This is a genomic window from Belnapia sp. F-4-1 (assembly GCF_000802185.1).
Taxonomy (GTDB): domain Bacteria; phylum Pseudomonadota; class Alphaproteobacteria; order Acetobacterales; family Acetobacteraceae; genus Belnapia.
In genome coordinates, this window is the sequence record NZ_KN676115.1 from 21,716 (window position 1) to 42,855 (window position 21,140).

The 21,140-nt window shown below is 64.1% G+C and carries 19 protein-coding genes and 1 pseudogene; 10 read left to right on the top strand and 10 right to left on the bottom strand.

The window, feature by feature from the left end; all coding sequences use genetic code 11:
- Positions 1–126: 126 nt before the first annotated feature.
- The 4 genes and pseudogenes from tnpA (LH62_RS26435) to LH62_RS29750 form a co-directional block, all read left to right on the top strand.
- A complete protein-coding gene (gene tnpA / locus LH62_RS26435; protein WP_043361366.1) occupies positions 127–516 on the top strand; it encodes an IS66-like element accessory protein TnpA in 390 nt (129 codons plus the stop codon).
- Positions 516–863 (top strand): IS66 family insertion sequence element accessory protein TnpB, encoded by a 348-nt coding sequence (gene tnpB / locus LH62_RS26440; protein WP_043366699.1) that lies wholly within the window; start codon positions 516–518, stop codon positions 861–863. The genes tnpA (LH62_RS26435) and tnpB (LH62_RS26440) overlap by 1 nt, the downstream gene beginning before the upstream one ends.
- Before the next feature lie 48 nt (positions 864–911).
- The gene (gene tnpC / locus LH62_RS26445; RefSeq protein WP_043366697.1) at positions 912–2,528 is read left to right on the top strand and encodes an IS66 family transposase; all 1,617 of its coding nucleotides are present in this window, start codon (positions 912–914) and stop codon (positions 2,526–2,528) included.
- A 17-nt stretch (positions 2,529–2,545) separates the two neighbouring features.
- Positions 2,546–3,149: pseudogene (locus LH62_RS29750) on the top strand (IS5 family transposase); the annotation flags it as partial.
- Positions 3,150–3,190: 41 nt separating this feature from the next.
- On the opposite strand, the gene rpoD reads toward LH62_RS29750, so the two are convergent.
- Positions 3,191–5,089 carry an RNA polymerase sigma factor RpoD gene (gene rpoD, locus LH62_RS26455; protein WP_052215116.1) on the bottom strand — a complete coding sequence of 633 codons (1,899 nt, stop codon included), beginning with the start codon at positions 5,087–5,089 and terminating at the stop codon, positions 3,191–3,193.
- A 698-nt stretch (positions 5,090–5,787) separates the two neighbouring features.
- Positions 5,788–6,600, bottom strand: a complete 813-nt coding sequence (locus tag LH62_RS26460; protein WP_144404725.1) for a hypothetical protein — start codon at positions 6,598–6,600, stop codon at positions 5,788–5,790.
- Positions 6,601–6,947: 347 nt separating this feature from the next.
- Here LH62_RS26460 and LH62_RS26465 point away from each other — a divergent pair, with 347 nt between their 5' ends.
- Positions 6,948–8,297, top strand: coding sequence for an IS1182 family transposase (locus LH62_RS26465; RefSeq protein ID WP_043359747.1), 1,350 nt, complete (start codon positions 6,948–6,950; stop codon positions 8,295–8,297).
- 260 nt (positions 8,298–8,557) lie between these two features.
- On the opposite strand, the gene LH62_RS29755 is transcribed toward LH62_RS26465, so the two are convergent.
- The 3 genes from LH62_RS29755 to LH62_RS26475 form a co-directional block, all read right to left on the bottom strand.
- The gene (locus tag LH62_RS29755; protein WP_082012957.1) at positions 8,558–9,871 is read right to left on the bottom strand and encodes a replication protein RepA; all 1,314 of its coding nucleotides are present in this window, start codon (positions 9,869–9,871) and stop codon (positions 8,558–8,560) included.
- Between the two features lie 237 nt (positions 9,872–10,108).
- Positions 10,109–10,837: a monofunctional biosynthetic peptidoglycan transglycosylase gene (mtgA, locus tag LH62_RS26470; RefSeq protein ID WP_052215118.1), complete on the bottom strand. Its 729-nt coding sequence runs from the start codon at positions 10,835–10,837 to the stop codon at positions 10,109–10,111.
- Complete coding sequence (locus LH62_RS26475; RefSeq protein WP_144404726.1) at positions 10,834–11,175, bottom strand: hypothetical protein; 342 nt, start codon at positions 11,173–11,175, stop codon at positions 10,834–10,836. Before LH62_RS26475 ends, mtgA begins: the two co-directional genes overlap by 4 nt.
- A 43-nt stretch (positions 11,176–11,218) precedes the next feature.
- On the opposite strand from LH62_RS26475, the gene LH62_RS32810 reads away from it, so the two are divergent.
- The 3 genes from LH62_RS32810 (at position 11,219) to LH62_RS29760 (ending at position 14,145) form a co-directional block, all read left to right on the top strand.
- Positions 11,219–11,641, top strand: a complete 423-nt coding sequence (locus LH62_RS32810) for a chemotaxis protein CheB (RefSeq protein WP_144404727.1) — start codon at positions 11,219–11,221, stop codon at positions 11,639–11,641.
- A gap of 116 nt (positions 11,642–11,757) precedes the next feature.
- A complete protein-coding gene (locus LH62_RS26480; protein ID WP_144404728.1) occupies positions 11,758–12,780 on the top strand; it encodes a hypothetical protein in 1,023 nt (340 codons plus the stop codon).
- 639 nt (positions 12,781–13,419) lie between these two features.
- Positions 13,420–14,145: a DUF72 domain-containing protein gene (locus LH62_RS29760; protein ID WP_144404736.1), complete on the top strand. Its 726-nt coding sequence runs from the start codon at positions 13,420–13,422 to the stop codon at positions 14,143–14,145.
- A 292-nt stretch (positions 14,146–14,437) separates the two neighbouring features.
- On the opposite strand, the gene LH62_RS26485 is transcribed toward LH62_RS29760, so the two are convergent.
- Both LH62_RS26485 and LH62_RS26490 read right to left on the bottom strand, forming a co-directional pair.
- Positions 14,438–15,148 (bottom strand): IS6 family transposase, encoded by a 711-nt coding sequence (locus tag LH62_RS26485; RefSeq protein ID WP_043367203.1) that lies wholly within the window; start codon positions 15,146–15,148, stop codon positions 14,438–14,440.
- Between the two features lie 138 nt (positions 15,149–15,286).
- Positions 15,287–16,372 (bottom strand): TRAP transporter substrate-binding protein, encoded by a 1,086-nt coding sequence (locus tag LH62_RS26490; RefSeq protein ID WP_043367204.1) that lies wholly within the window; start codon positions 16,370–16,372, stop codon positions 15,287–15,289.
- Positions 16,373–17,026: 654 nt separating this feature from the next.
- Between LH62_RS26490 and LH62_RS26495 the strand changes: the two genes are divergently transcribed.
- Positions 17,027–17,299 carry a hypothetical protein gene (locus LH62_RS26495; RefSeq protein WP_043367205.1) on the top strand — a complete coding sequence of 91 codons (273 nt, stop codon included), beginning with the start codon at positions 17,027–17,029 and terminating at the stop codon, positions 17,297–17,299.
- An 804-nt stretch (positions 17,300–18,103) separates the two neighbouring features.
- Here the strand turns inward: LH62_RS26495 and tnpC (LH62_RS26500) are convergent.
- From tnpC (LH62_RS26500) to tnpA (LH62_RS26510), 3 genes are read right to left on the bottom strand one after another with little or no spacing between them, the layout of a single operon-like run.
- Complete coding sequence (gene tnpC, locus LH62_RS26500; protein ID WP_043366697.1) at positions 18,104–19,720, bottom strand: IS66 family transposase; 1,617 nt, start codon at positions 19,718–19,720, stop codon at positions 18,104–18,106.
- 48 nt (positions 19,721–19,768) lie between these two features.
- Complete coding sequence (tnpB, locus tag LH62_RS26505) at positions 19,769–20,116, bottom strand: IS66 family insertion sequence element accessory protein TnpB (protein WP_043366699.1); 348 nt, start codon at positions 20,114–20,116, stop codon at positions 19,769–19,771.
- A complete protein-coding gene (gene tnpA, locus LH62_RS26510; RefSeq protein ID WP_043361366.1) occupies positions 20,116–20,505 on the bottom strand; it encodes an IS66-like element accessory protein TnpA in 390 nt (129 codons plus the stop codon). The genes tnpB (LH62_RS26505) and tnpA (LH62_RS26510) overlap by 1 nt, the downstream gene beginning before the upstream one ends.
- 138 nt (positions 20,506–20,643) lie before the next feature.
- On the opposite strand from tnpA (LH62_RS26510), the gene LH62_RS29765 reads away from it, so the two are divergent.
- Positions 20,644–20,769 carry a sigma-70 domain-containing protein gene (locus LH62_RS29765; RefSeq protein ID WP_082012958.1) on the top strand — a complete coding sequence of 42 codons (126 nt, stop codon included), beginning with the start codon at positions 20,644–20,646 and terminating at the stop codon, positions 20,767–20,769.
- Positions 20,770–21,140 lie beyond the last annotated feature (371 nt).

The following is a 21,140-nucleotide window of genomic DNA, read 5'->3' on the forward strand; positions in this document are numbered from 1 at the left end:
CGTAAGCGTCAGCCGTCAGCGGCCTTGAGATGACGGGGCGTGCCTGCCGAGATGGTGGGCATGACGGACGCAGCTGAAGTGGCGGAACCGCTCGGAGCGGGTTCTTACGACGGTCGGAATGGCACGATGCGAGCGCGCCCGGAGCGGGGCGTTCGGGTCGAGGTCCACTCGGTGCGGCGGCGAGAGTGGCCGGACGAGGACAAGCTGCGAGTAGTGCGCGAGAGCCTGCAGCCGGGTGCGGTGGTGCAGGCGGTGGCGGACCGGAACGGGGTGAGCACGGGGCAGATCTATACCTGGCGCAAGGAGATACTAGCGGCGGCGGTGTCGGGGTTCATGCCGGTGGCGGTGGTGCCGGAGGCGCCGCGTGTGGAAGGACCGAGGCCGGCGCGGGAGGGTGTGGTTGAGGCGCCTGGCGTGATTGAGATTGGCTTTGCCTCCGGTGTGACGGTGCGTGCCAGCGGCCGGGTGGACATGGTGGTACTGCGGGGCGTGCTGGCCGAACTGGGTGGCCGGTGATGTTTGGCCCGCCGCCTGGCACGCGCGTCTACTTGGCTTGCGGCGCGACGGATATGCGGAAGGGCTTCGATGGTTTGGCAGCCCAGGTGCAGACGGTGCTGGCGCAGGATCCGTACAGCGGCGCGGTATTTTGCTTTCGTGGGCGCCGCGGTGACCTGCTGAAGATTTTGGTTTGGGACGGCCAAGGCCTGGTTCTCGTGGCCAAGAGGTTAGAGAAAGGTCGCTTCGTGTGGCCGCAGGCGACGAGCGGTGTTGTTTCACTCACGCCAGCCATGCTCTCGATGCTTTTGGAGGGGATTGACTGGCGCATGCCGGCCTGGACGGCTCGGCCCGAGGTTGTGGGGTAACGCTCCTCTTATTTGCGGCGACGCGCTGCGGTCAGCGACGCTGTACGCGTGACCTCCGACCTCGACACCGCGGCATTCCCGGACGATGTGGAGACGCTGCGCGCCCTGCTGGCGCAGCGCGATACGCTCCTTGCCGAGCGCGACGCTGCCCTGGCTGAACGTGACGCCGAGCTGCGCAATGCAGGCTTTGAGATCGAGAAGCTGAAGGTCCAGCTGGCGGCATTGCGGCACGATCGTTATGGCCGGTCCTCCGAGAAGCTGGCGGCCGAGGCCGACCAGCTTGAGATGCTGATCGGCGACCTCGAGGAGAACCAGGCTGAGCGCGAGGCTGCGGCGGAGAAGGAGCGCCAAACCAAAGGCAGGTCCGGCAATCAGCGCAAGCCTGCCACGCGCCGGCCACTGCCCGAGCACCTGCCGCGCGAAATAGTAGTGCACGAGCCCGTCCTGGCCTGCCGCTGCGGCTGCACCGATCCCGCCCGCCTGACGCGGCTCGGCGAGAGTATCACGGAGGTGCTGGAGAAGCTTCCGGCCAGGCTGAAGGTGATCCGGCATATCCGGCCGCGCTATGCCTGCCGGGCCTGCGAGGCCATGCTGCAGGCACCTGCGCCAGCCCTGCCCATTGAACGGGGCCGGCCCGGGCCCGGCTTGGTGGCCCATGTGCTGGTCTCGAAGTATCTCGACGGCCTGCCCCTCTACCGTCTCTCAGGCATCCTGGCGCGCGAGGGGGTGGAGGTCGAGCGCCAAACCTTGGCCGACTGGGTGGGCCACGGCGCCTGGTGGCTGCGGCCGCTGGCCGAGGCGATCGGCACCTATGCTCTGGCGCAGGGCGTGATCTGGACCGATGACACCACCATTCGCGTCCTCGCCCCGGGGCGCGGCCGAACCCGCATCGGTCGGTTTTGGGTCTATGCCTTTGACCCCAGACCCTGGGGCGGCACTGGCCCGCCGGCGGCGATCTACTACTACTCGCCGGACCGCAAGGGCGAGCGGCCCCGCGAACACCTGGCCGGCTATCAGGGCTGGCTACATGCCGATGCGTACGCCGGCTACGACGCGCTGACCGGGGCCAAGGGCGGCAGGCCGCCGCAGATCACGCATGTCGCCTGCATGGCCCATGCGCGGCGCGAGCTGTTCAAGGTCTACGAGAGCACCAGGTCACCGATCGCCGAGGAGGCCTTGCGTCGGATCGGCGAGCTCTACGCCATCGAGGCGGCGCTCAACGGCCAGTCGCCCGAGCAGCGCCGCGCGGCGCGCCAGATACAATGCAAGCCGCTGCTGGATACCCTACATGCCTGGATGCTGGAGCAGCGGCGCCGGCTGTCGGGCAAGTCAACGATCGGCAAGGCGCTGCAGTATGCGCTGAACCGTTGGGATGCGCTGTCGCGCTATGTCGAAGATGGCAAGCTCTCGATCGATAACAACCTCGCCGAGCGGCAGCTGAGAGGCATTGCCGTGACGCGGAAAAACTATCTATTCGTCGGTAGCGACGCAGGTGGGCAACGCGCCGCGATTATCTACACCATCGCCGAAACCGCAAAGCTGAACGGTCTGGATCCAGAGGCCTACATCGCCGCCGTTCTCGACCGCCTGGCGCATGGTCATCCCATCAGCCGTCTCGACGAACTCCTGCCCTGGAACTTCACGGCGCAGCGTCAACCTGCCTGAATGGGCTGACGCTTACGTGGGACCGCATCCTGGCGGCGCTGCAGGCCGAGGCGGAGGCGGCAGGCCAGATCGACTGGGACCTGCACTTCGTGGACGCAACCGTGATCCGCGCTCATCAGCACGCCGCCGGCGCTCGCCGAGACGGCGCCGTCGGGGGGTGAGGCGCAGGCCAAGGAGGCGCTGGGCCGCAGTCAGGGCGGGTTCTCGACCAAGCTGCACCTGCGAGCCGAGGGCAACGGCCGGCCGATCACGGCGGTGCTGACCGGCGGCGAGCGGCACGAGCAGATGGCGCTTGAGGCGCTGCTGGATCAGGGGGCGATCCGCCGCCCTGGCGGGGGCCGGCCTCGTCTGCGGCCACGGTGCGCCGCCGGCGACAAGGGCTACAGCAGCCCGACCGCGCGCGGTCGACTGCGTCGGCGTCACATCCGGGCCGTGATCCCGAGCAAGAGCAACCAGCGCCGGCAGCCCCACTTCGACCGCACCGCGTACCGCCGTCGCAATCTGGTCGAGCGCCTGATCAACCGCCTCAAGCAGTTCCGCCGCATCGCCACACGCTACGAGACGCGCGCGGCCAACTACCTCGGCATGGTTCACATCGGCATGCTTCTACTGTGGCTCTAACCTTTGCAGACACGCCCTAGGCGCATCCGCCGCAAACTCGTTCACTCGAGGAAGCTGCGAAGTTCGCGCGAGCGCGATGGGTGCTTCAGCTTCCGCAATGCCTTGGCCTCGATCTGGCGGATGCGCTCGCGGGTTACGCTAAACTGTTGACCGACCTCCTCCAGCGTGTGGTCGGTGTTCATGCCAATGCCGAAGCGCATCCGCAGCACCCGTTCCTCGCGGGGCGTCAGCGTCGCCAGCATCCGGGTCGTGCTCTCGCGAAGCTTCGACTGCACCGCAACATCGAGCGGGGCAATCGCATTCGGGTCTTGAATGAAGTCGCCGAGGTGGGCGTCCTCCTCATCCCCCACCGGGGTCTCCAGGCTGACCGGCTCGCGGGCAATCTTCTGTACCTGTTGAACCTTCTGCACCGGCATTCCGATCCGCTCGGCCAGTTCCTCAGGCGTTGGCTCACGGCCCATCTCGTTCAGCATCTGGCGGCTGACTCGGTTCAGCTTGTTAACCGTCTCCGTCATATGGACGGGGACGCGAATGGTGCGGGCCTGGTCGGAGATGCTTCGGGTCACAGCCTGGCGGATCCACCAGGAGGCATAGGTCGAGAACTTGAAGCCGCGCCGGTACTCGAACTTATCGACGGCACGCATCAGGCCGATATTGCCCTCCTGAATGAGATCGAGGAACTGCAGGCCGCGGTTGCGGTACTTCTTGGCAATCGACATCACCAGCCGGAGGTTGGCCTGGACCATTTCGGTCTTGGCCCGCGTCATCTCCCGCTCATTCCGAGACACCGTGGCATAGATTTCGCGGAACATGGCCAGCGGCAGCGCGGCCTCTTCGGCAAGCCCGGCAATCTCCAGCCGCAGCGTCTCGGCCTCCGCAGCATGGCGGCCGAGAAAGGTTTTCCATCCTTTGCCGCGGGGTGTCCGCGCTTGATCCAGCCAAGCCTGCGTTGCCTCCGCCCCACGATAGGCAGCAAGGAACTCTTCCCGCTGCACCCCAGCACCCTCGGCCAGCCGTAGCAGGCGTCCCTCGGTCGTGGTCAAGCGCTTGTTGAGGCCCCGCGCGCCTTCGATGAGCTCCGCGATCCGGCTGGGATGCAGGTAGAGGCGCCCGAGCAGACCAGTCAGGGCTTGGTGGCCTGCTGCATAGGCGGCCTCCTCGTTCGGCGACAGGCTGCTGCCCGCGGGTGTGGCTCCCATGCGGCGCTCCCGCAAAGGCCGAAGGGCCGCCTCGGCTGCCGCAATCTCGGCCAACAGCGCGAGCACTTCGGGCCGCGCTTTTTCTTCGCTGGCGGTAACGGACATGGCGGAGCCGCCCGCTTCGCTCCCGTCCCCAGCATCGTCCGGCTCAGGCTCGGCCGCCGCCTCGCCCTCCGTCACCTCGTCCTCAGCGCCAAGGGTCTTGCTCAGGTCGATGAAATCACGCAGCAGTAGCTGCCCGGCTTCCAGCGCGGCCGCCCAGCGCAGCACGGCTGCGGCGGTCATCGGCAGCTGGTAGAGACCGCCAATCATCAGGGCGCGCCCGGCCTCGATGCGCTTGGCGATAGCCACCTCGCCTTCCCGGGTCAGCAGGCCGTGGGCGCCGATCTCCCGGATGTAGAGCCGGGTCGGATCGTCCGTGTGCCCGGCATCGGCGCGCAGGTTGCTGTTCGCATCGGCGTCAGCGTCCTCGGCGGCACCATCCGCGGCCGGAGCACCAGCTACGGCCGCGTCCTCCTCGTCATCGAGCACCTCAATCCCAAGCCGGGACAGCGTGCCCATGGCCTCCTCAATGAGGTCGGAAGAGGTTCGGTCGGGCGGCAGGGCCGCCGTCACTTCGGCCTGAGTGACATGCCCGCGCTCGTGAGCCAGGGCTAGCAACTGTCGCAGGGCCGAGATTTCCGCCTCGGGCAGCGCCATCTGCAAGGCAGGTTCGCGCTCGTCCACCACGATGTCCGCCATATCTGTCATCTACCAACCCGTGCTGCGCCGCATCCGGCGCAGCCGAGGGAGGCCGCACCAGTCCAGCGTAAATTCAGGATGAGTGACATGGGTGACTTGGGGTCCGCTGAAAACCTCTTTAGCCGCGCGGCTGCTATGCTGGGCTGCGTCCGACTGGACGGGAGTGGCGCGCAGGAGCTGGGCCGGTGGCAGTATTGGCTAAGGTCGAAAATCGGCTGTTTGATTGCCACAGTTTTTTGACCTAAACTAACACTTCGCTGATCCGGGCATCGGTTTCCCGCCACCATGCAGCTAGAGGCTGTTATGAACCGCGGATAAGTTATTGAGAATCAAGGCTTTTCTGACCCAGCCTCCTAAGCAAAAGCTGAACGAAATCAGTGGGTTGGGTTGAGGTCCATAACACCCTCTAGGCGAACTACAAGTCGCGGGTCATTACAGGATGGAACAGACTTCCGTTCCCAATCGAGCGCGAACACGGTCTTGCCGACCTGCCATGCAGGATGCTGCAGCAAATGCAGTTGTCAGAACCGCCAAGCGCATCGGACCGGCCGCTTGGAAAGCCTCCAGTTCGGTCCAACCCGAGCAAGCCGTTCTGATGGACGCAGACGATATGGCTGCACTCCAGCGTCTCCAACCGGATGTCGCCTAAAAGGCTCGGGCTTGGTGCAGTTCGGCTTCCAACAGCCCACGAGGTCTAATTATCCCTCGTCCATCCCGAGACGGGCCCGCGCGGCGTGCTCGACCTCGTCCAACCGCCCGGCGCGCAACGCCTCAGTGGGCGTCGTCGCCAGATTGGGATCGGGTTCGAGCAGGAACTGAAGAGCAGACCACGGTCCGGCTTTGGCCGTTTCGAAGGCATGTATTACTCGGTCGATACCAGGCAACACGCTGAGCCTTCCGGTATCATCAGCTTTGGTGAACTGGAGCTTCGGGAGGAGCATTTCGCGGTCCGACATCACCCCCAGTGCCATGCCAGCCAGGAGCTGTTGCTGCATGGCCCGCTCGGTAATCTGCAAGGCTTCAGCCGCATCGATCAGCTTGAGGACGCCGCCCGCCTTGCGGATCAGTGCGCGGGACAACTTGGCGAACTTCCCGTCGCAGTCTGCTGTCAGTATGACATCACCCAGCTCATGGTTGGCGTTGGCCGCCATAGTCTGACCAAGCATCTCCAGTTTCAGAGTCATCCCACGAATGGCCTCCCCGAGGTCCTGCTCCGCCGCGAAAAGCAGACGCTCGTGGTTGGGCAACAACCCCATCAGCATATCAAATGCACGCTTCTGCGTCGGAGCATCAAAGAAACCCGCTCCCGCTGGTGCCCGTAACACCGCAATCACCTCAGCCAGCCGAATGTCCGCAGTATGCATCAACTTTGCATACCACTCGTCGCATCTGCCCCTGCTGGGTCGGGTATGCTGGCGTCGGCGGCCTGCTGGCCGTGCGGCATGGTCACTGCTCATGAGGGCTGCCACCGCCTCAACTGTCTCGATGAACAGCCCCTCGCTCGCCAGCACCGAGGGTTCTACATCCTTACAGTTCGGGGATGACCCTCGGGCCTTTTCCACATGCGGCACCTGAGTTCTGAACTTGGGAGCTAGATATCTAGCATGCGCCGTCAATCTGGCTGAGGAAACGTCTCGATGGTGGCAAGGTTCACAATAAACCGCCACGCCCAGTAAGTGTGGGTATCCATCCTAGAGGCTGTTATGAACCGCGGATAAGTTATTGAGACTCAAGGCTTTTCTGGCCCAGCCTCCTGAGCAAAAGTTGAACGAAATCAGTGGGTTGGGTTAAGGTCCATAACACCCTCTAGCAGCTTGTCGGATTCCCATCTGGCCTGAAATGGGCGAATCTGGCGGGCATGACAGGGTTCATTCCGTTCAGCCGCGAGCAGGCCTTTCTGCTGCCGCCGGATGCCAAGGACTGGTTGCCGGCGGACGACGTGGCGCACTTCGTAGTGGCGGCGGTGGACCGGGTGCCGCTCGGCGCCTTTGCGGTGCGGCCGATCCCGGGCGGCAAGGCGCAGTATCACCCGCGCCTGCTGCTGGCGCTGCTGATCTACTGCTATGCGAACGGCATCTTCTCCTCGCGGCGGATCGAGCGGGCGACCCACCGCGACATTGGGGTGCGCTACGTGGCGGCGAACCTGCACCCCGACCACGACACCATTGCCGCCTTCCGCCGGGCCAACCGCGCTGCCTTCGAGGCGGCCTTCCTGCAGGTGCTGCTGCTGGCGCGCGAGAGCGGCCTGCTGCGGCTCGGGACGGTTTCGATCGACGGCACCAAGCTCGACGCCAACGCCTCCAAGATCCGCTCGGTGCGGTATGACCGCGCCAAGGCGCTGCGCGTCAGGCTCGCTGCCGACATCACCGACCTGACCAACCGCGCCGAGGCGGCCGACGCTGAGGCCCAGCCCGACCCGCAGGCGCTGCCCGCTGAGATCGCCAGGCGCGAGGCGCTCAAGGCCAAGCTCGATGCCGCCTGCGCCCGGCTGGAGGCCGAGGCCCGTGCCGAAGCCGAGGCCGCCCGACCCGAGTATGACGCCAAGCGCGCCGCCTACGAGGCCAAGACGGGCCGGCGGGGCCGCCCGCCCAAGCCGCCCAAGGACGATCCGCCGCCCGAGCGGCAGTCCAACCTCACCGACCCCGACAGCGCGCTGATGCGCCGCTCCGACGCCCATGAGTACCGCCAGGCCTACAACGCCCAGGCTGTGGTCTGCGCCGAGGGCTCGCAGCTGATCCTCGCCACCGGCGTCGTCGCCACCTCGGCCGATGCGCCGAGCTTTGCCGCAACCATCCTCGGCATGGAGGGCGGCATCGGCCTGCCACAGACCGTCCTCGCCGACACCGGCTTCGCCTCAGGCGAGGCAGTTGCCGCCCTCGAGGCGCACGGGATCGAGCCGCTGGTCGCCATCGGCCGGACCCAGCCGCACCGCGCCTACGACTTCCGGCCGCCACCCCAGCCCAGGACGCCACGCCGCATCACCGAGCCCTGGCGCCTCGCCATGGTGGCCAAGCTCGAAACCCCTAATGCCAAAGCCCGCTACGCCCGTCGCAAGCAGACCGTCGAGCCCGTCTTCGGCACCATCAAGTCAGCCCTCGGCTTCACCCGCTTCCACCTCCGCGGCCTCGCCAAGGTCACCAGCGAGTGGACCCTCGTCGCCCTCGCCTACAACTGCCGCAGGCTCCACAACCTGCGGCTCGCAGCCTGATCGCGCCTCAACCCTCGGCCTGACACCAAGTGCAAATCCGACAGGCTGCTAGGGGGAGCCGGTCGCTCTCGAGAACAGGTGCGAGAGCAGGCAATGTATTTTAGCGGCTTGTTGCCATAGCCAGAGGCATCCGTAACGTTGCTTGCGGTTGCGGGTAACGTAGCAGGAGGCGGCGGACCACGCTCGGCTATAGCTCTGTGTTCTCGCCGCTGACCAATGTGGTCTACCGCCCGCGGTAACGCTGGTGAAGCGAGCGGTGCTCAGCGCCAGCCGACCGCCGGAACCTTGCGAACGCGCCGGTAAATACCCTCCGGGGAGGCGATGTTCCCCTCCCAAACATCGTCGATGAGGTCGCGGTTTGCCATGACCCAGGCCGAGACACGCTCGAACTCCCGCTCGGGAATACCGCCGATTACCTGCATGACGACGGGTTCTAATGCCAGGACGGTCAGCCGGTCGGGATGAAAGCGCGCATCAGGGGTAATACCGACCACGACATCACGGTCACCATTGGCTTGCCGAAGCCAGATAACCTGGTTCAACCCAGTCAGATGAGGACGGAGACTGACCGGCCCCAGTGCAGATTGAGTAGGAGTGCCGGTTGCGGTATGGCTGACGACCGGGGGCGCCTGCGGCTTTGGGTCAGCCTCTCGTCCCGCTCGGTTCTCAGCATCCGGCGCTGTCGGCGGCCGATCCGGTGGGTCCGAGGATTCAATGCGGGGCGATTGGACGGGAGCTGTTGTTTGGTCCTTCTGCGGAGTTGGGTTGGGAGCGGCTTCAGCAACCTCCGCTTCAACCGGGCGAAGGCTGACTCCCTCATCACCCACCGCGACGGCAATCGAGAGATCCGCCGCGAAGACTTGCCGCAAAGCTTCTTCAAAAACAGACCTGAAAGCGCTGCTGTCCTGCTCGGCCTCACCGAACCTGTCCTGCAGGTCTTGCCAGGTGGTTGAGGCGATTTGACCCGCTGTCACATGGGTCAGGGCATGCCTGATCCACGCATAAGCGTCCAGCGCTGTCGGGGAGTTCGCCAGCTCCCTTACGATGCGGCGGTTCAGCGGAATCGCGCTCTCGATTAAGCTCGAGTGAAAACGAGCATTCAGCCGAAGGCTGGAACGCCAATCTTTCTTGGGGGTGCGCGGCTTACTCCGCGCATCGAAAAGAGTCAGCTCTGGTCCGCCGTTGAGGGATACCATGACCTTCGCTGAGGCGAGGCGTGCGAGCTGCTTGCTAATCTCATCCACGGTTGTCTGGTCGGTACCAATCCCAATCTCGGATGCCAGCACAGCGGCGCTCGGCCCGAGGCTTATCACAGGGTCACGGCTTCTTACGGCAGCATCGCAAATGCACATAGCAAGCAGCCGAAGATAGGTTCCGCTCGGTCCCGCGGGGCCATCGGGGCCGGGAATAATGGTAACCGCCGCCGTCCCGACAGCGCGATGCCAGGTATCCTCCGCAACGCCAAGCGGTAACGCGAGCTGACAGAATGCGGCGTGATACCACAACACATGCTCGTCGGGAGGTATGGCTGCGACATTGGCCGCCAGCGAGCGCGGCTTGGTAATTTGCGTCATGCTTGTTGTAACTCGGATTGCGCTGGGATGATTAGATGCGTTCCCGCTACACACCAAGACAGAGGGTAGGGGAGCGCAGTCATCGTCCCACCAAATGGCGGCTCATCTGTGCTTCTGCAAGCATGTTGGTGGCCGATAGGGAGGCATCGGTCTCGCTTGTCCTCACGCCCTGGACGACACCCGACGGCACCTGGGGCGGGCCGTTGTGGCAGCTCAGGGACAGTGTCGACGGCATGGTTACCGTGCGCACCCGAGCAACGGCTGGATCTGGTCCATGCGATGCTCGATGATGGCGGCCCGCTGTCGAACATGGGCTGACGGCGATGCTGCTGACCAATGCAGGGGAAGCGGCAGCACGGCAGCGAGCAGTGCAGCCTCACGAGTCGTAATCTGTGAAGACCGCTTGCCAAAATGGGCGCGAGCGGCTGCCTCAACACCGTAAATGCCAGGGCCGAACTCGACAATATTCAGGTAGACCTCAAGTACCCGCCGCTTCGACCAGAGCAGCGCCACCTGCGGCGTAAGCCACGCCTCCAGCGCCTTGCGGACGGGGTCCCGCCCCGGCCACAGCAGCAGGTTCTTGGCAGTTTGCATGGTAATAGTGCTTGCGCCACGGGGCCGCTGGCCATCCCGCCATGCCCGGATCTGTCTCCCGAGGGCAGCGAAGTCGAAGCCGAGCGCCTGCTCGCAGAAGAGATTGTCCTCTGAAGCGATGACGGCACGCGCAAGTGCCGGTGCGATGCCCTCGTAGGGTGTCCACTGGTGCTCAATGCCGTAGCCTTGGACGAGGCGGATCGCCATCAAGGGCGTTGCCGGAGGTGGCACGAAGCGGAAGGCGCCTATCAAGGCCAAGGGAGCCAGGACGGCCAGCAATAGGCCGCGTACCAGATGGCGCAGCCACCGACGACGCCTTCCAGCGAGCTGTGGGCTGGCCGGGGTCTCGGCTCCCGGGCCGTACCGGCTCAGGGCTGGGGAATGCTGACGAGGGCGGCAGGCGCGCCGACATCGGTACCACCCGTCCTGCGCTCATCCTCGCCGTCCACTGCCGCCTTGGTGGCGCGGCCCTCTACGACGTGGGTGTCCCACGTCTCTGGCATGACCCACTGGCGAACACCCTCGGCATCAAGCACGGTGTCCAAGTTCGCCGTCATGCATGCGGAGATCCGGAGTGTATTGCGCGTAGCTGTCAGGCGCCGCCCGGTAATGGCGAAGCGTACCCCAAGCCGAACTTTCAACTCCGCCGCTGCAGCTTCGACCGCACCCAGGTCGCTCCCTTCGAGGCTGACCCGCACGACGTGGGCCATCCCGAGCGGAAGCTGCCGCGCGGACTCCGTGGCGAGAGCGTCAATGGAGGGCGGAGTGGGGGTGTGCGTGCGTGACATAGGAACCTCTAGCTGCGCGTCGGCCTATGCGGGCCCGCTGGAGCCAGAGGTCAAGCCATCAGTTATCCCCAGACTTGTGGAAACCCCGGTGGATATCCAGCGGACAGCTTGTACCCAAGCCCTTTCCCACTTGGGAGGCCAGGAGCCTTCCCGTTCTGTTCTTCGCGGTGCGAGGAACATCCTGACCGTTGCTTTGAAGGCACAGGAGCTCGGGTCTGCGTGGGGAACCTCAGCAGGCGGCGTCGAGGCGCTTCGCCAGCCTTGCCCCGGGCTGCCGCTGGACCTGCCCGCGACCGTGCTCATCGTGCAGCATGTCGCACACAGTGCCCACAGCCTTTCGCAAGAGCTGCTGCCTCGCTCCGGCCCGCTGCCGCTGCCCCATGCGTAGAAGGGATTGCAGGCGAAGATTGGCTCGGATGCTGCCTGGGCTCCGCTCTCCGACTTCCTGCTTGCAGCCACGTCCGGTGAGGGATACCGAATCCGAGACCGAAGAGGCATTTGACCATGCCACGCAAGACGCCTCAGCAGCCGCCGCGCCGCCTCAATGCCAACAGAAAAAACCAAGGCGGCACCACCCCGGCCGACCGCCTGGTCCGGGCTTGGTTGGATGAGGACTACGATACCTTTGAAGACCTCGCTGAAGAGCTCATCGCAGGCGGAAGGGACGGCGTTCTTCTGGCAGCTAAGCGGAAGCTGTCCGAAAAGTATGAGGACGACGAGGTTGACGACTTCGCAGCTGCCTTGACGGAGATGGCCGAGGCAACCGACGGCCAGGACGCGTGCGACATTGCCGAGCTGGTGTTGTTGCCGGTCGTGATTCCCGCTTCGTTACCGAGTCCAGCATTGTTCACCGACAGTTTGACCAGCTCAGGCGTCTTCCCTCCAAAGGCCAAGGTAGTATTTGCTGAGGGATGGAGGTCGGTCGAGAGTGTCAAGTCCCTCGGCCCCTCCGCCCTCCGGCGCGTGCTGCTCGACATCGCTAACGGGCGGCCGCCTGCGGACATGCCGCCGCTGGACCCCGGAGGCCTGACAGACGGGGGAATCGTGCTGCTGGTCAGTGCCGTAGCTTTCGATACGGAACCATCTGAGGACGACTCCGACGCTGACGTTGACGCTGAAGTGCTCACCGCCGCAGATGAAGCGGAGGAGAGCGACGCGTCCGACGCCTTCGACCTCTGGCGCGCCTCACTGGACCCCAACATCCTAAAGGATGTGGTCGTGCTGTCCTTTTGCTCGCCCTCGCAGCTGATGGATGAGGTCAATGCATTCCTGGCGGGGGCCGACACTGAAGACCCGACACTTGAGGAGATCATCGACTTCATTGGCACGGCGCGGGACGAGGCTGGCGGTGAGGAGGTGGTGGCGCGCCTGGTTACCCACGAAGATAGCGTGCAACTAACTGTGCTTACCCGCTCGGGCAAGGAACTGGACAGCAGGGTCTTTGACCTGGTGGAAAGCGGTCCTACGGCTGACGACGTCAGACGACTCGTCGAGGACTGTGTGCCGATTGTGGCCGACACGCGGTGAGCCGGTAAGACAGGACCGCCATGCTGCCCTCCTAAGTGATCAAGAAGGCGGCTCCCAAGCCTTGCTCCCCATCAGGCGAAGGTCGGCCCGTGCCCGCTTCCGTGTGGTTGGACTTTTCCATGGCCAAGCCCTCACCGAAGCGGCCGCAGGCTGGGTCCGAGTTCGTCACCACCTACCTGCTCGCCCTGGCGACGATGCAGGCCGTGGTCGGCTTTGACCCCATGTGGGCGGCGCGGTGCCCCAGTGGCGCTCAGTCGGAATGCCACGAATGGCGTTGGAGCAGTGACCTTCGTCACAGCGAACATCGCCTGAGCCGAGCGAAGGCGTGCTTCGGTCCCACCAGCGCTAGGGCCAACAGGAAGGGACACCAGCACGACCACGTAGGTGACCAGGAGCACGACGCCGAGGTCATTGATGTCGCTGACCGCGGTCAAGGTCAGGACGGCGCCAAGCCGATACAGAGTGTACAACCAAGGGCGAAGGGGAGCCCAAGCACGTAGATAGAGAACAGCGTGCCTTAAGTGAACGTTGGGATGAATTGCGAAATGAACTGCCTTCGCAAAAAAGATTGGGTGCTGATTGGCAGCCCTGCCAACATACCAGACGTTGCTTTCACATCTGTCAGGAAGGAGGCACGCGCTGGAACCCTTCTGTGTGGGCACGGCTGGCTGGAGCATCCCAAAACAGCATGCGGGAGCCTTCCCCGGAGAGGGGAGCCACCTTGAGCGCTATGCCCGGACCCTGCGAGCCGTGGAGATCAACTCGTCTTTTTACCGTCCCCATCGCCCGTCGACCTACGAGCGCTGGGCTGCAAGTGTGCCGACCGGCTTCCGGTTCTCGGTGAAACTGCCCCAGGAAATCACACACACTCGTCGGCTTGTCGACGTGGTAGAGCCCTTGGACCGCTTCCTCGGGGAGGTACGAGCGCTCGGCCCCGCATTAGGTCCCTTGTTAGTGCAGCTTCCGCCCAGCCTGCGCTTTGAGCAGGCTACAGCCGGGCGGTTCTTTGGCAGTCTCCGCGAAAAGTTCGGCGGGCAACTCGCCTGCGAGCCGCGGCACGAGACTTGGTTCAGCGATGTTGCGGAAGCAATGCTCAGGAACCACCATGTGGCGCGGGTCGCTGCTGATCCGGCTGTGGTGCCGCAAGCTGCACAACTAGGCGGCTGGCTAGGACTCGTCTACATCCGCCTGCATGGCTCACCAAAGGTCTACTACTCTGCCTACTCCCCTGAGGCTGTCGCAGCCACAGCCCAACGCCTACGTGCCGCTCCACCGGAAGCCGAGCATCGCTGGTGCATCTTCGACAACACCGCCCTCGGCGAAGCTACAGGGCAGGCGCTGGACCTCCTCCAGCAGTTACAGTGAGGGCGGGGCGCCGCACACCATTCCTGAACGGCCATGGGCTATCCGGACCGGCTATTTCGGCAAATGAAATGGCGCCCCGTGGCTTACAAAGCCAAACATGCCATTCGCTAGCTTGCCTCGTGCTTGGCAACAAGAAAGGGTGCTACAGCCTCCAAATCAGGCTCTACCCCGATACCCGGTGCTTCGGTGAGCCTGAAGCTACCGCCATTCAAACGCGGGAATGGTTGGGCCGGCATTGTCACGTTGTTTGGCCAAGAGGCGCGTTGAACCGAGCGGCAGAGCTTAGCCAGCCTTATGCTGCCACTTGGACGCACGTCGCCCGCTCCCAGACCCGGAAGGCGTTGTCACGAGCACGGCGGTACCCGCCCGCGGTCATCAGGTGCCGCCGCGGACGGAAGTGGCCGTAGATCATCGCGTGCGCCGAGAGGAACCGCTGTGCTTGCTCGCATGACTTGAAACGTTGCATCCCGCGTTCTCGGCGCCGCGTTGGCCTATGGGAGTTCTCGGCACGGTTGTTCAGGTAGCGGCTGGTCCGGTGCTTCACACCGGGCAGAACCTCGCGCTGGGCGACGCCATAGCTGCGGAGCCCATCCGTGACGATCTTGCGGGGCTTGTACTTGAGGCTAGCCAGCAGGCGCTTGAAGAAGCGTTTAGCCGCCGTGCCGTTCCGCCGCTTCTGCACGAGGATGTCGAGCACGACACCGTGCTGGTCCACTGCGCGCCAGAGATAGAAGAGCTCGCCGTTGATCTTTAGGTACACTTCATCCATGTGCAAAGTATCACCGGGCTTGGGGCGACGCTTGCGCAGCCTGGCCGAAAAATCCGTGCCGAAGCGGAGGCACCACCGGCGGATGCTCTCGTAGCTGACCACCACGCCCCGCTCAGCAAGAAGTAGCTCAACGTCTCGAAAGCTCAGGCTGAAGAGGTGGTAGAGCCAGACCGCATGCCGGACGACCTCGGCCGGAAAACGGTAGCCGGGGTAGGTGCTGGGCTCGGACGTCATCTCGCCGCCATCCTGGCTCAGATGCTCCGCCCCGGCTAGCGGTCCCCAATGTGACAATGCCGTTCCAGTCCGTCGCCTGGTTCGTGGGCTGTAGCGACTATCGGAAAGTCACCTCAACTTGTAAACAGGTCAAATCGATTACCTCCGCAGACGCCGGATCTGGTAACTGTCGAAGGCGTATTCCGAAAGCTGGAGCCACTGATAAGCATCCTGCCGGAAAGCTGCCATTTCTCGGTAGACTTCGGCATAGACCGGGTCCGCCCGTGAGTACTCCTCATGCATCTTTGTCGTTTCATCAAAGCAAGCCTCCAACACCGTCTGGGGGAAGGGACGGAGTTGCGCGCCTGCGGCCACCAGGCGCTTCAATGCTTGGGGATTGAGCGCATCATACTTGGCCAATCCCAAAGAGGTGGTGGCGGCAGCCGCAGTTTGGACGATGCTGCGATAGGTTGGCGGCAGCTCCTCGTATTTCTGCTTGTTAACGATAAGCGAGAGGATACCCGTCCCCTCCCACCAGCCAGGATAGTAATAGTAGGGCGCGACCTTATAGAGGCCAAGCTTCTCGTCGTCATAAGGTCCGATCCACTCGGCCGCATCGATGGTCCCGCGCTCGAGCGATGGGTAGATGTCGCCGGCCGCGATCTGCTGCGGGACGCTGCCGAGGCGCTGGAAGACATGCCCTGCCAGACCGCCGATACGGAATTTTAGTCCTTTCAGGTCCTCGACGGAGCGGATTTCTTTGCGAAACCAGCCACCCATCTGCGCGCCGGTGCTAATCAGAGGCCAGCAGAGCACATCGTGCTTTTGATAGAGCAGGCGGTTCAGCTTCTCGTTGCCGCCCAGCTCGTAGAGGTAAGCCATCTGCTGTCGGCTATTTAGCCCGAACAGCAGTACCGTGGCGAACATGAACGCTGGATCAGTGCCAATAGAATAGGAAGAGGCAGTGAAGCAGCTTTCCACGAAGCCCTTGGAGGTTGCCTCCCGCGCTTCAAGAGCGGGAACGATTTCGCCCGGCGAGAAAACGCGAATGGTGAAGTCGCCGTCAGTGGCATCGCTAACCATTTTCGCAAAAGTAGCAGCGGCGCCGTAAAGCGTATCCAGGGTGCGAGGAAAGCTGGAGGTGAGCCGCCAAACCACTTTGGGGCGGGTCTGCGCTAGGGCTGGTGCGGCGATGCCAAGCGCGGTGGGAACAGCGCCAGCTGTCAGCATCGTGCGTCTGTTCATTTGAATTTTCCTCCAAGCTTTTCGGGCAGTCGTCGCGCAACCCGTTTATGCTGTGGCCGATGGTTCCATCTGAGCTGTCAATGTCCAGTAGACACCTTAATTTAGCTTCCTGCCAAGAGCGGCTTGGGTTCAGCCAGGCGCTGTCGGTGCCGCGGAAGAGTATGCCATTCTCGATGGTACCTTCGTTGCTGCGAACACAACACCTCCTCACCCGCAGTAATCTGGGCAACGTGGATCACCGCTTGCTCGAACGTGCGCAAGGCGAAGGTGGCGCTGGTCAGGAAGCTGGCGGTGGTCAGGCGCCGAATACTGGCGGACGGCATGCCCTTCTTCGCCAATCGCGCCGCGGCAAAGGCCTGAGGTAAGAACGGCTTCGGCTAGCTTTGGTGTAGAATAAGGCGGGATATGGAGATGCGCTGCGCCGGAAGCGTAGTCGTCGCTTGATTCCACAGTGGGATAAGCATCAGCGCTTCACCGCGACGTCCGAAGCGGAGTCTTCTGACTTATTGAAATTTGCGCAAGACGAGGCTGAGGACGCCCTGACACGGTTGACGGAGTATGGCTGGCGAGGGGTGCAGAAGTGGTCAGAGATCGAGCGCCCTATGCGCGAGGTTCTCGGCTCATGACATCACTTGGAATCTGGGAGGCGGCGTGATGGTCGAGGATCAGGTCGCGGCTGTCGACCGGCTGCGACGGGCGCTGCTAACGTTTCAAGGTGGTCAGGGTCTTCTCCTGAAAGCCCACCGGCAGATGAAAGGCCTGCCGGCAGGGGAGGTTGAAGCCTTCTGGGCAGGACCTGGCGCGCGGCTTGAGCGGCATGTCCGGGGCACCGCGGTGGAGCTGGTTGAGGCGTTCCGCGTGTTCTCCAAAGCAGGGCTGGTCGCCAATGCCGAGGACCGGCACCGCGTCACCGAAGCCCAGCGGTAGTTAGCAGAGGGCGCGAGATGACCGACCGCACCCGGACCCGCATGCCCTGGACCCTGGCAGTACGGCTCATGGTGACATTGCCGCCAAATGGTGCATGTCTATGAATGACCTTGTCGCCCTGCGGGCCGAGGCCAAGTTGCTTGGTTGGGCGGTGGATGCTTACCCTCACTAAGGATTTCAGATGCAATCGTTCTCGATAGCGCTCGCAAAATATGTGGCTCTACTGATTCCAATGGTCGCGGCACTAGGCCAATCGCTTGCGCAAACTGTTGCACCACCTTCGGCCGCTCCCGGTTCGGCAACACCTCAGCAGGTGCAAGCTATCGCAGTGTTCCGCCCGCACGTCGAACAAGTATGCCAAGCTCTCTACGTGCGTCCTGAAGCTTCTGAGAACTGCGTTCAGCGTGTTCTCGATGCGACGCTGCCCCTCACAATGGACCCCTCAGCCGCTCTACCACTTAGGACTACAACGCCGACCGAAAGCAGAGGCAGCACTGTGGCGCCCGATGGCCGTGAGTAATTTCATAGGCCAAGACGAGGTCGTGCCCCCTGAGGTGGTGTAGGAGGCCGAAACCGTAATGGTGGCGGCCATCGTGACGGTCCTGGCTAGGGTTGGTTTGCTGAAACCGACAACCCTAGATGCAGGCTCATGGCTGTGGTGTTGCAGTGAGGCAGGACAACTTTCACGGGACTTTAGTTCGGACGGAGGTTTTCGGCGGTGAATGGCTTTCCACACAATCTACCGGATGAGATGGCGAGGGAGATCCACCGTCTGGTGCGGACCAGCCGTAAGCGTCAGCCCATTCAGGCAGGTTGACGCTGCGCCGTGAAGTTCCAGGGCAGGAGTTCGTCGAGACGGCTGATGGGATGACCATGCGCCAGGCGGTCGAGAACGGCGGCGATGTAGGCCTCTGGATCCAGACCGTTCAGCTTTGCGGTTTCGGCGATGGTGTAGATAATCGCGGCGCGTTGCCCACCTGCGTCGCTACCGACGAATAGATAGTTTTTCCGCGTCACGGCAATGCCTCTCAGCTGCCGCTCGGCGAGGTTGTTATCGATCGAGAGCTTGCCATCTTCGACATAGCGCGACAGCGCATCCCAACGGTTCAGCGCATACTGCAGCGCCTTGCCGATCGTTGACTTGCCCGACAGCCGGCGCCGCTGCTCCAGCATCCAGGCATGTAGGGTATCCAGCAGCGGCTTGCATTGTATCTGGCGCGCCGCGCGGCGCTGCTCGGGCGACTGGCCGTTGAGCGCCGCCTCGATGGCGTAGAGCTCGCCGATCCGACGCAAGGCCTCCTCGGCGATCGGTGACCTGGTGCTCTCGTAGACCTTGAACAGCTCGCGCCGCGCATGGGCCATGCAGGCGACATGCGTGATCTGCGGCGGCCTGCCGCCCTTGGCCCCGGTCAGCGCGTCGTAGCCGGCGTACGCATCGGCATGTAGCCAGCCCTGATAGCCGGCCAGGTGTTCGCGGGGCCGCTCGCCCTTGCGGTCCGGCGAGTAGTAGTAGATCGCCGCCGGCGGGCCAGTGCCGCCCCAGGGTCTGGGGTCAAAGGCATAGACCCAAAACCGACCGATGCGGGTTCGGCCGCGCCCCGGGGCGAGGACGCGAATGGTGGTGTCATCGGTCCAGATCACGCCCTGCGCCAGAGCATAGGTGCCGATCGCCTCGGCCAGCGGCCGCAGCCACCAGGCGCCGTGGCCCACCCAGTCGGCCAAGGTTTGGCGCTCGACCTCCACCCCCTCGCGCGCCAGGATGCCTGAGAGACGGTAGAGGGGCAGGCCGTCGAGATACTTCGAGACCAGCACATGGGCCACCAAGCCGGGCCCGGGCCGGCCCCGTTCAATGGGCAGGGCTGGCGCAGGTGCCTGCAGCATGGCCTCGCAGGCCCGGCAGGCATAGCGCGGCCGGATATGCCGGATCACCTTCAGCCTGGCCGGAAGCTTCTCCAGCACCTCCGTGATACTCTCGCCGAGCCGCGTCAGGCGGGCGGGATCGGTGCAGCCGCAGCGGCAGGCCAGGACGGGCTCGTGCACTACTATTTCGCGCGGCAGGTGCTCGGGCAGTGGCCGGCGCGTGGCAGGCTTGCGCTGATTGCCGGACCTGCCTTTGGTTTGGCGCTCCTTCTCCGCCGCAGCCTCGCGCTCAGCCTGGTTCTCCTCGAGGTCGCCGATCAGCATCTCAAGCTGGTCGGCCTCGGCCGCCAGCTTCTCGGAGGACCGGCCATAACGATCGTGCCGCAATGCCGCCAGCTGGACCTTCAGCTTCTCGATCTCAAAGCCTGCATTGCGCAGCTCGGCGTCACGTTCAGCCAGGGCAGCGTCGCGCTCGGCAAGGAGCGTATCGCGCTGCGCCAGCAGGGCGCGCAGCGTCTCCACATCGTCCGGGAATGCCGCGGTGTCGAGGTCGGAGGTCACGCGTACAGCGTCGCTGACCGCAGCGCGTCGCCGCAAATAAGAGGAGCGTTACCCCACAACCTCGGGCCGAGCCGTCCAGGCCGGCATGCGCCAGTCAATCCCCTCCAAAAGCATCGAGAGCATGGCTGGCGTGAGTGAAACAACACCGCTCGTCGCCTGCGGCCACACGAAGCGACCTTTCTCTAACCTCTTGGCCACGAGAACCAGGCCTTGGCCGTCCCAAACCAAAATCTTCAGCAGGTCACCGCGGCGCCCACGAAAGCAAAATACCGCGCCGCTGTACGGATCCTGCGCCAGCACCGTCTGCACCTGGGCTGCCAAACCATCGAAGCCCTTCCGCATATCCGTCGCGCCGCAAGCCAAGTAGACGCGCGTGCCAGGCGGCGGGCCAAACATCACCGGCCACCCAGTTCGGCCAGCACGCCCCGCAGTACCACCATGTCCACCCGGCCGCTGGCACGCACCGTCACACCGGAGGCAAAGCCAATCTCAATCACGCCAGGCGCCTCAACCACACCCTCCCGCGCCGGCCTCGGTCCTTCCACACGCGGCGCCTCCGGCACCACCGCCACCGGCATGAACCCCGACACCGCCGCCGCTAGTATCTCCTTGCGCCAGGTATAGATCTGCCCCGTGCTCACCCCGTTCCGGTCCGCCACCGCCTGCACCACCGCACCCGGCTGCAGGCTCTCGCGCACTACTCGCAGCTTGTCCTCGTCCGGCCACTCTCGCCGCCGCACCGAGTGGACCTCGACCCGAACGCCCCGCTCCGGGCGCGCTCGCATCGTGCCATTCCGACCGTCGTAAGAACCCGCTCCGAGCGGTTCCGCCACTTCAGCTGCGTCCGTCATGCCCACCATCTCGGCAGGCACGCCCCGTCATCTCAAGGCCGCTGACGGCTGACGCTTACGACCAGCCGCCAGATGCTGCAGGAGCTTGGACGGGAAGCGACGCCGGACGAGCTTGCGGAAAGGATGGCGAGCCCGTTGGAGTTCGTAAGGTTGTGGCTGGCTACTGCCAAAGGAACGCCGCCGCCGGCGATTGAGTGAACCCCAACCCTTGGGTTTGCCGTGGCCTAGTAGGCCATTGAATAGCCTGCACGGATGGCGGGATCGGAGCCTCTTTTCGCTATGATTGCTTGCTTGAGTTGACGCGCTACGGAGATGCGCTGCGCCGGGAGCGCGGTCGTCGCTCGATTCTGCATTGGGATAGGCATCGGCGCTCCAACGTGACGCCTGAGGCACGGCCCTTCTGGATTATGGCAAGCTCCGCACCTCTTGCGACAAGCGGTCCTTACCGCATGTGACAGAGACGCCCAAGCTCCGGGTGCGGAGCATTTGTGTCGCCAATTGATTTCGGGTCCATGGCTGAATCGGGAGGATTTGGGCGGTAGCAGACCGGTCTGGGCTTCCGCCATGAC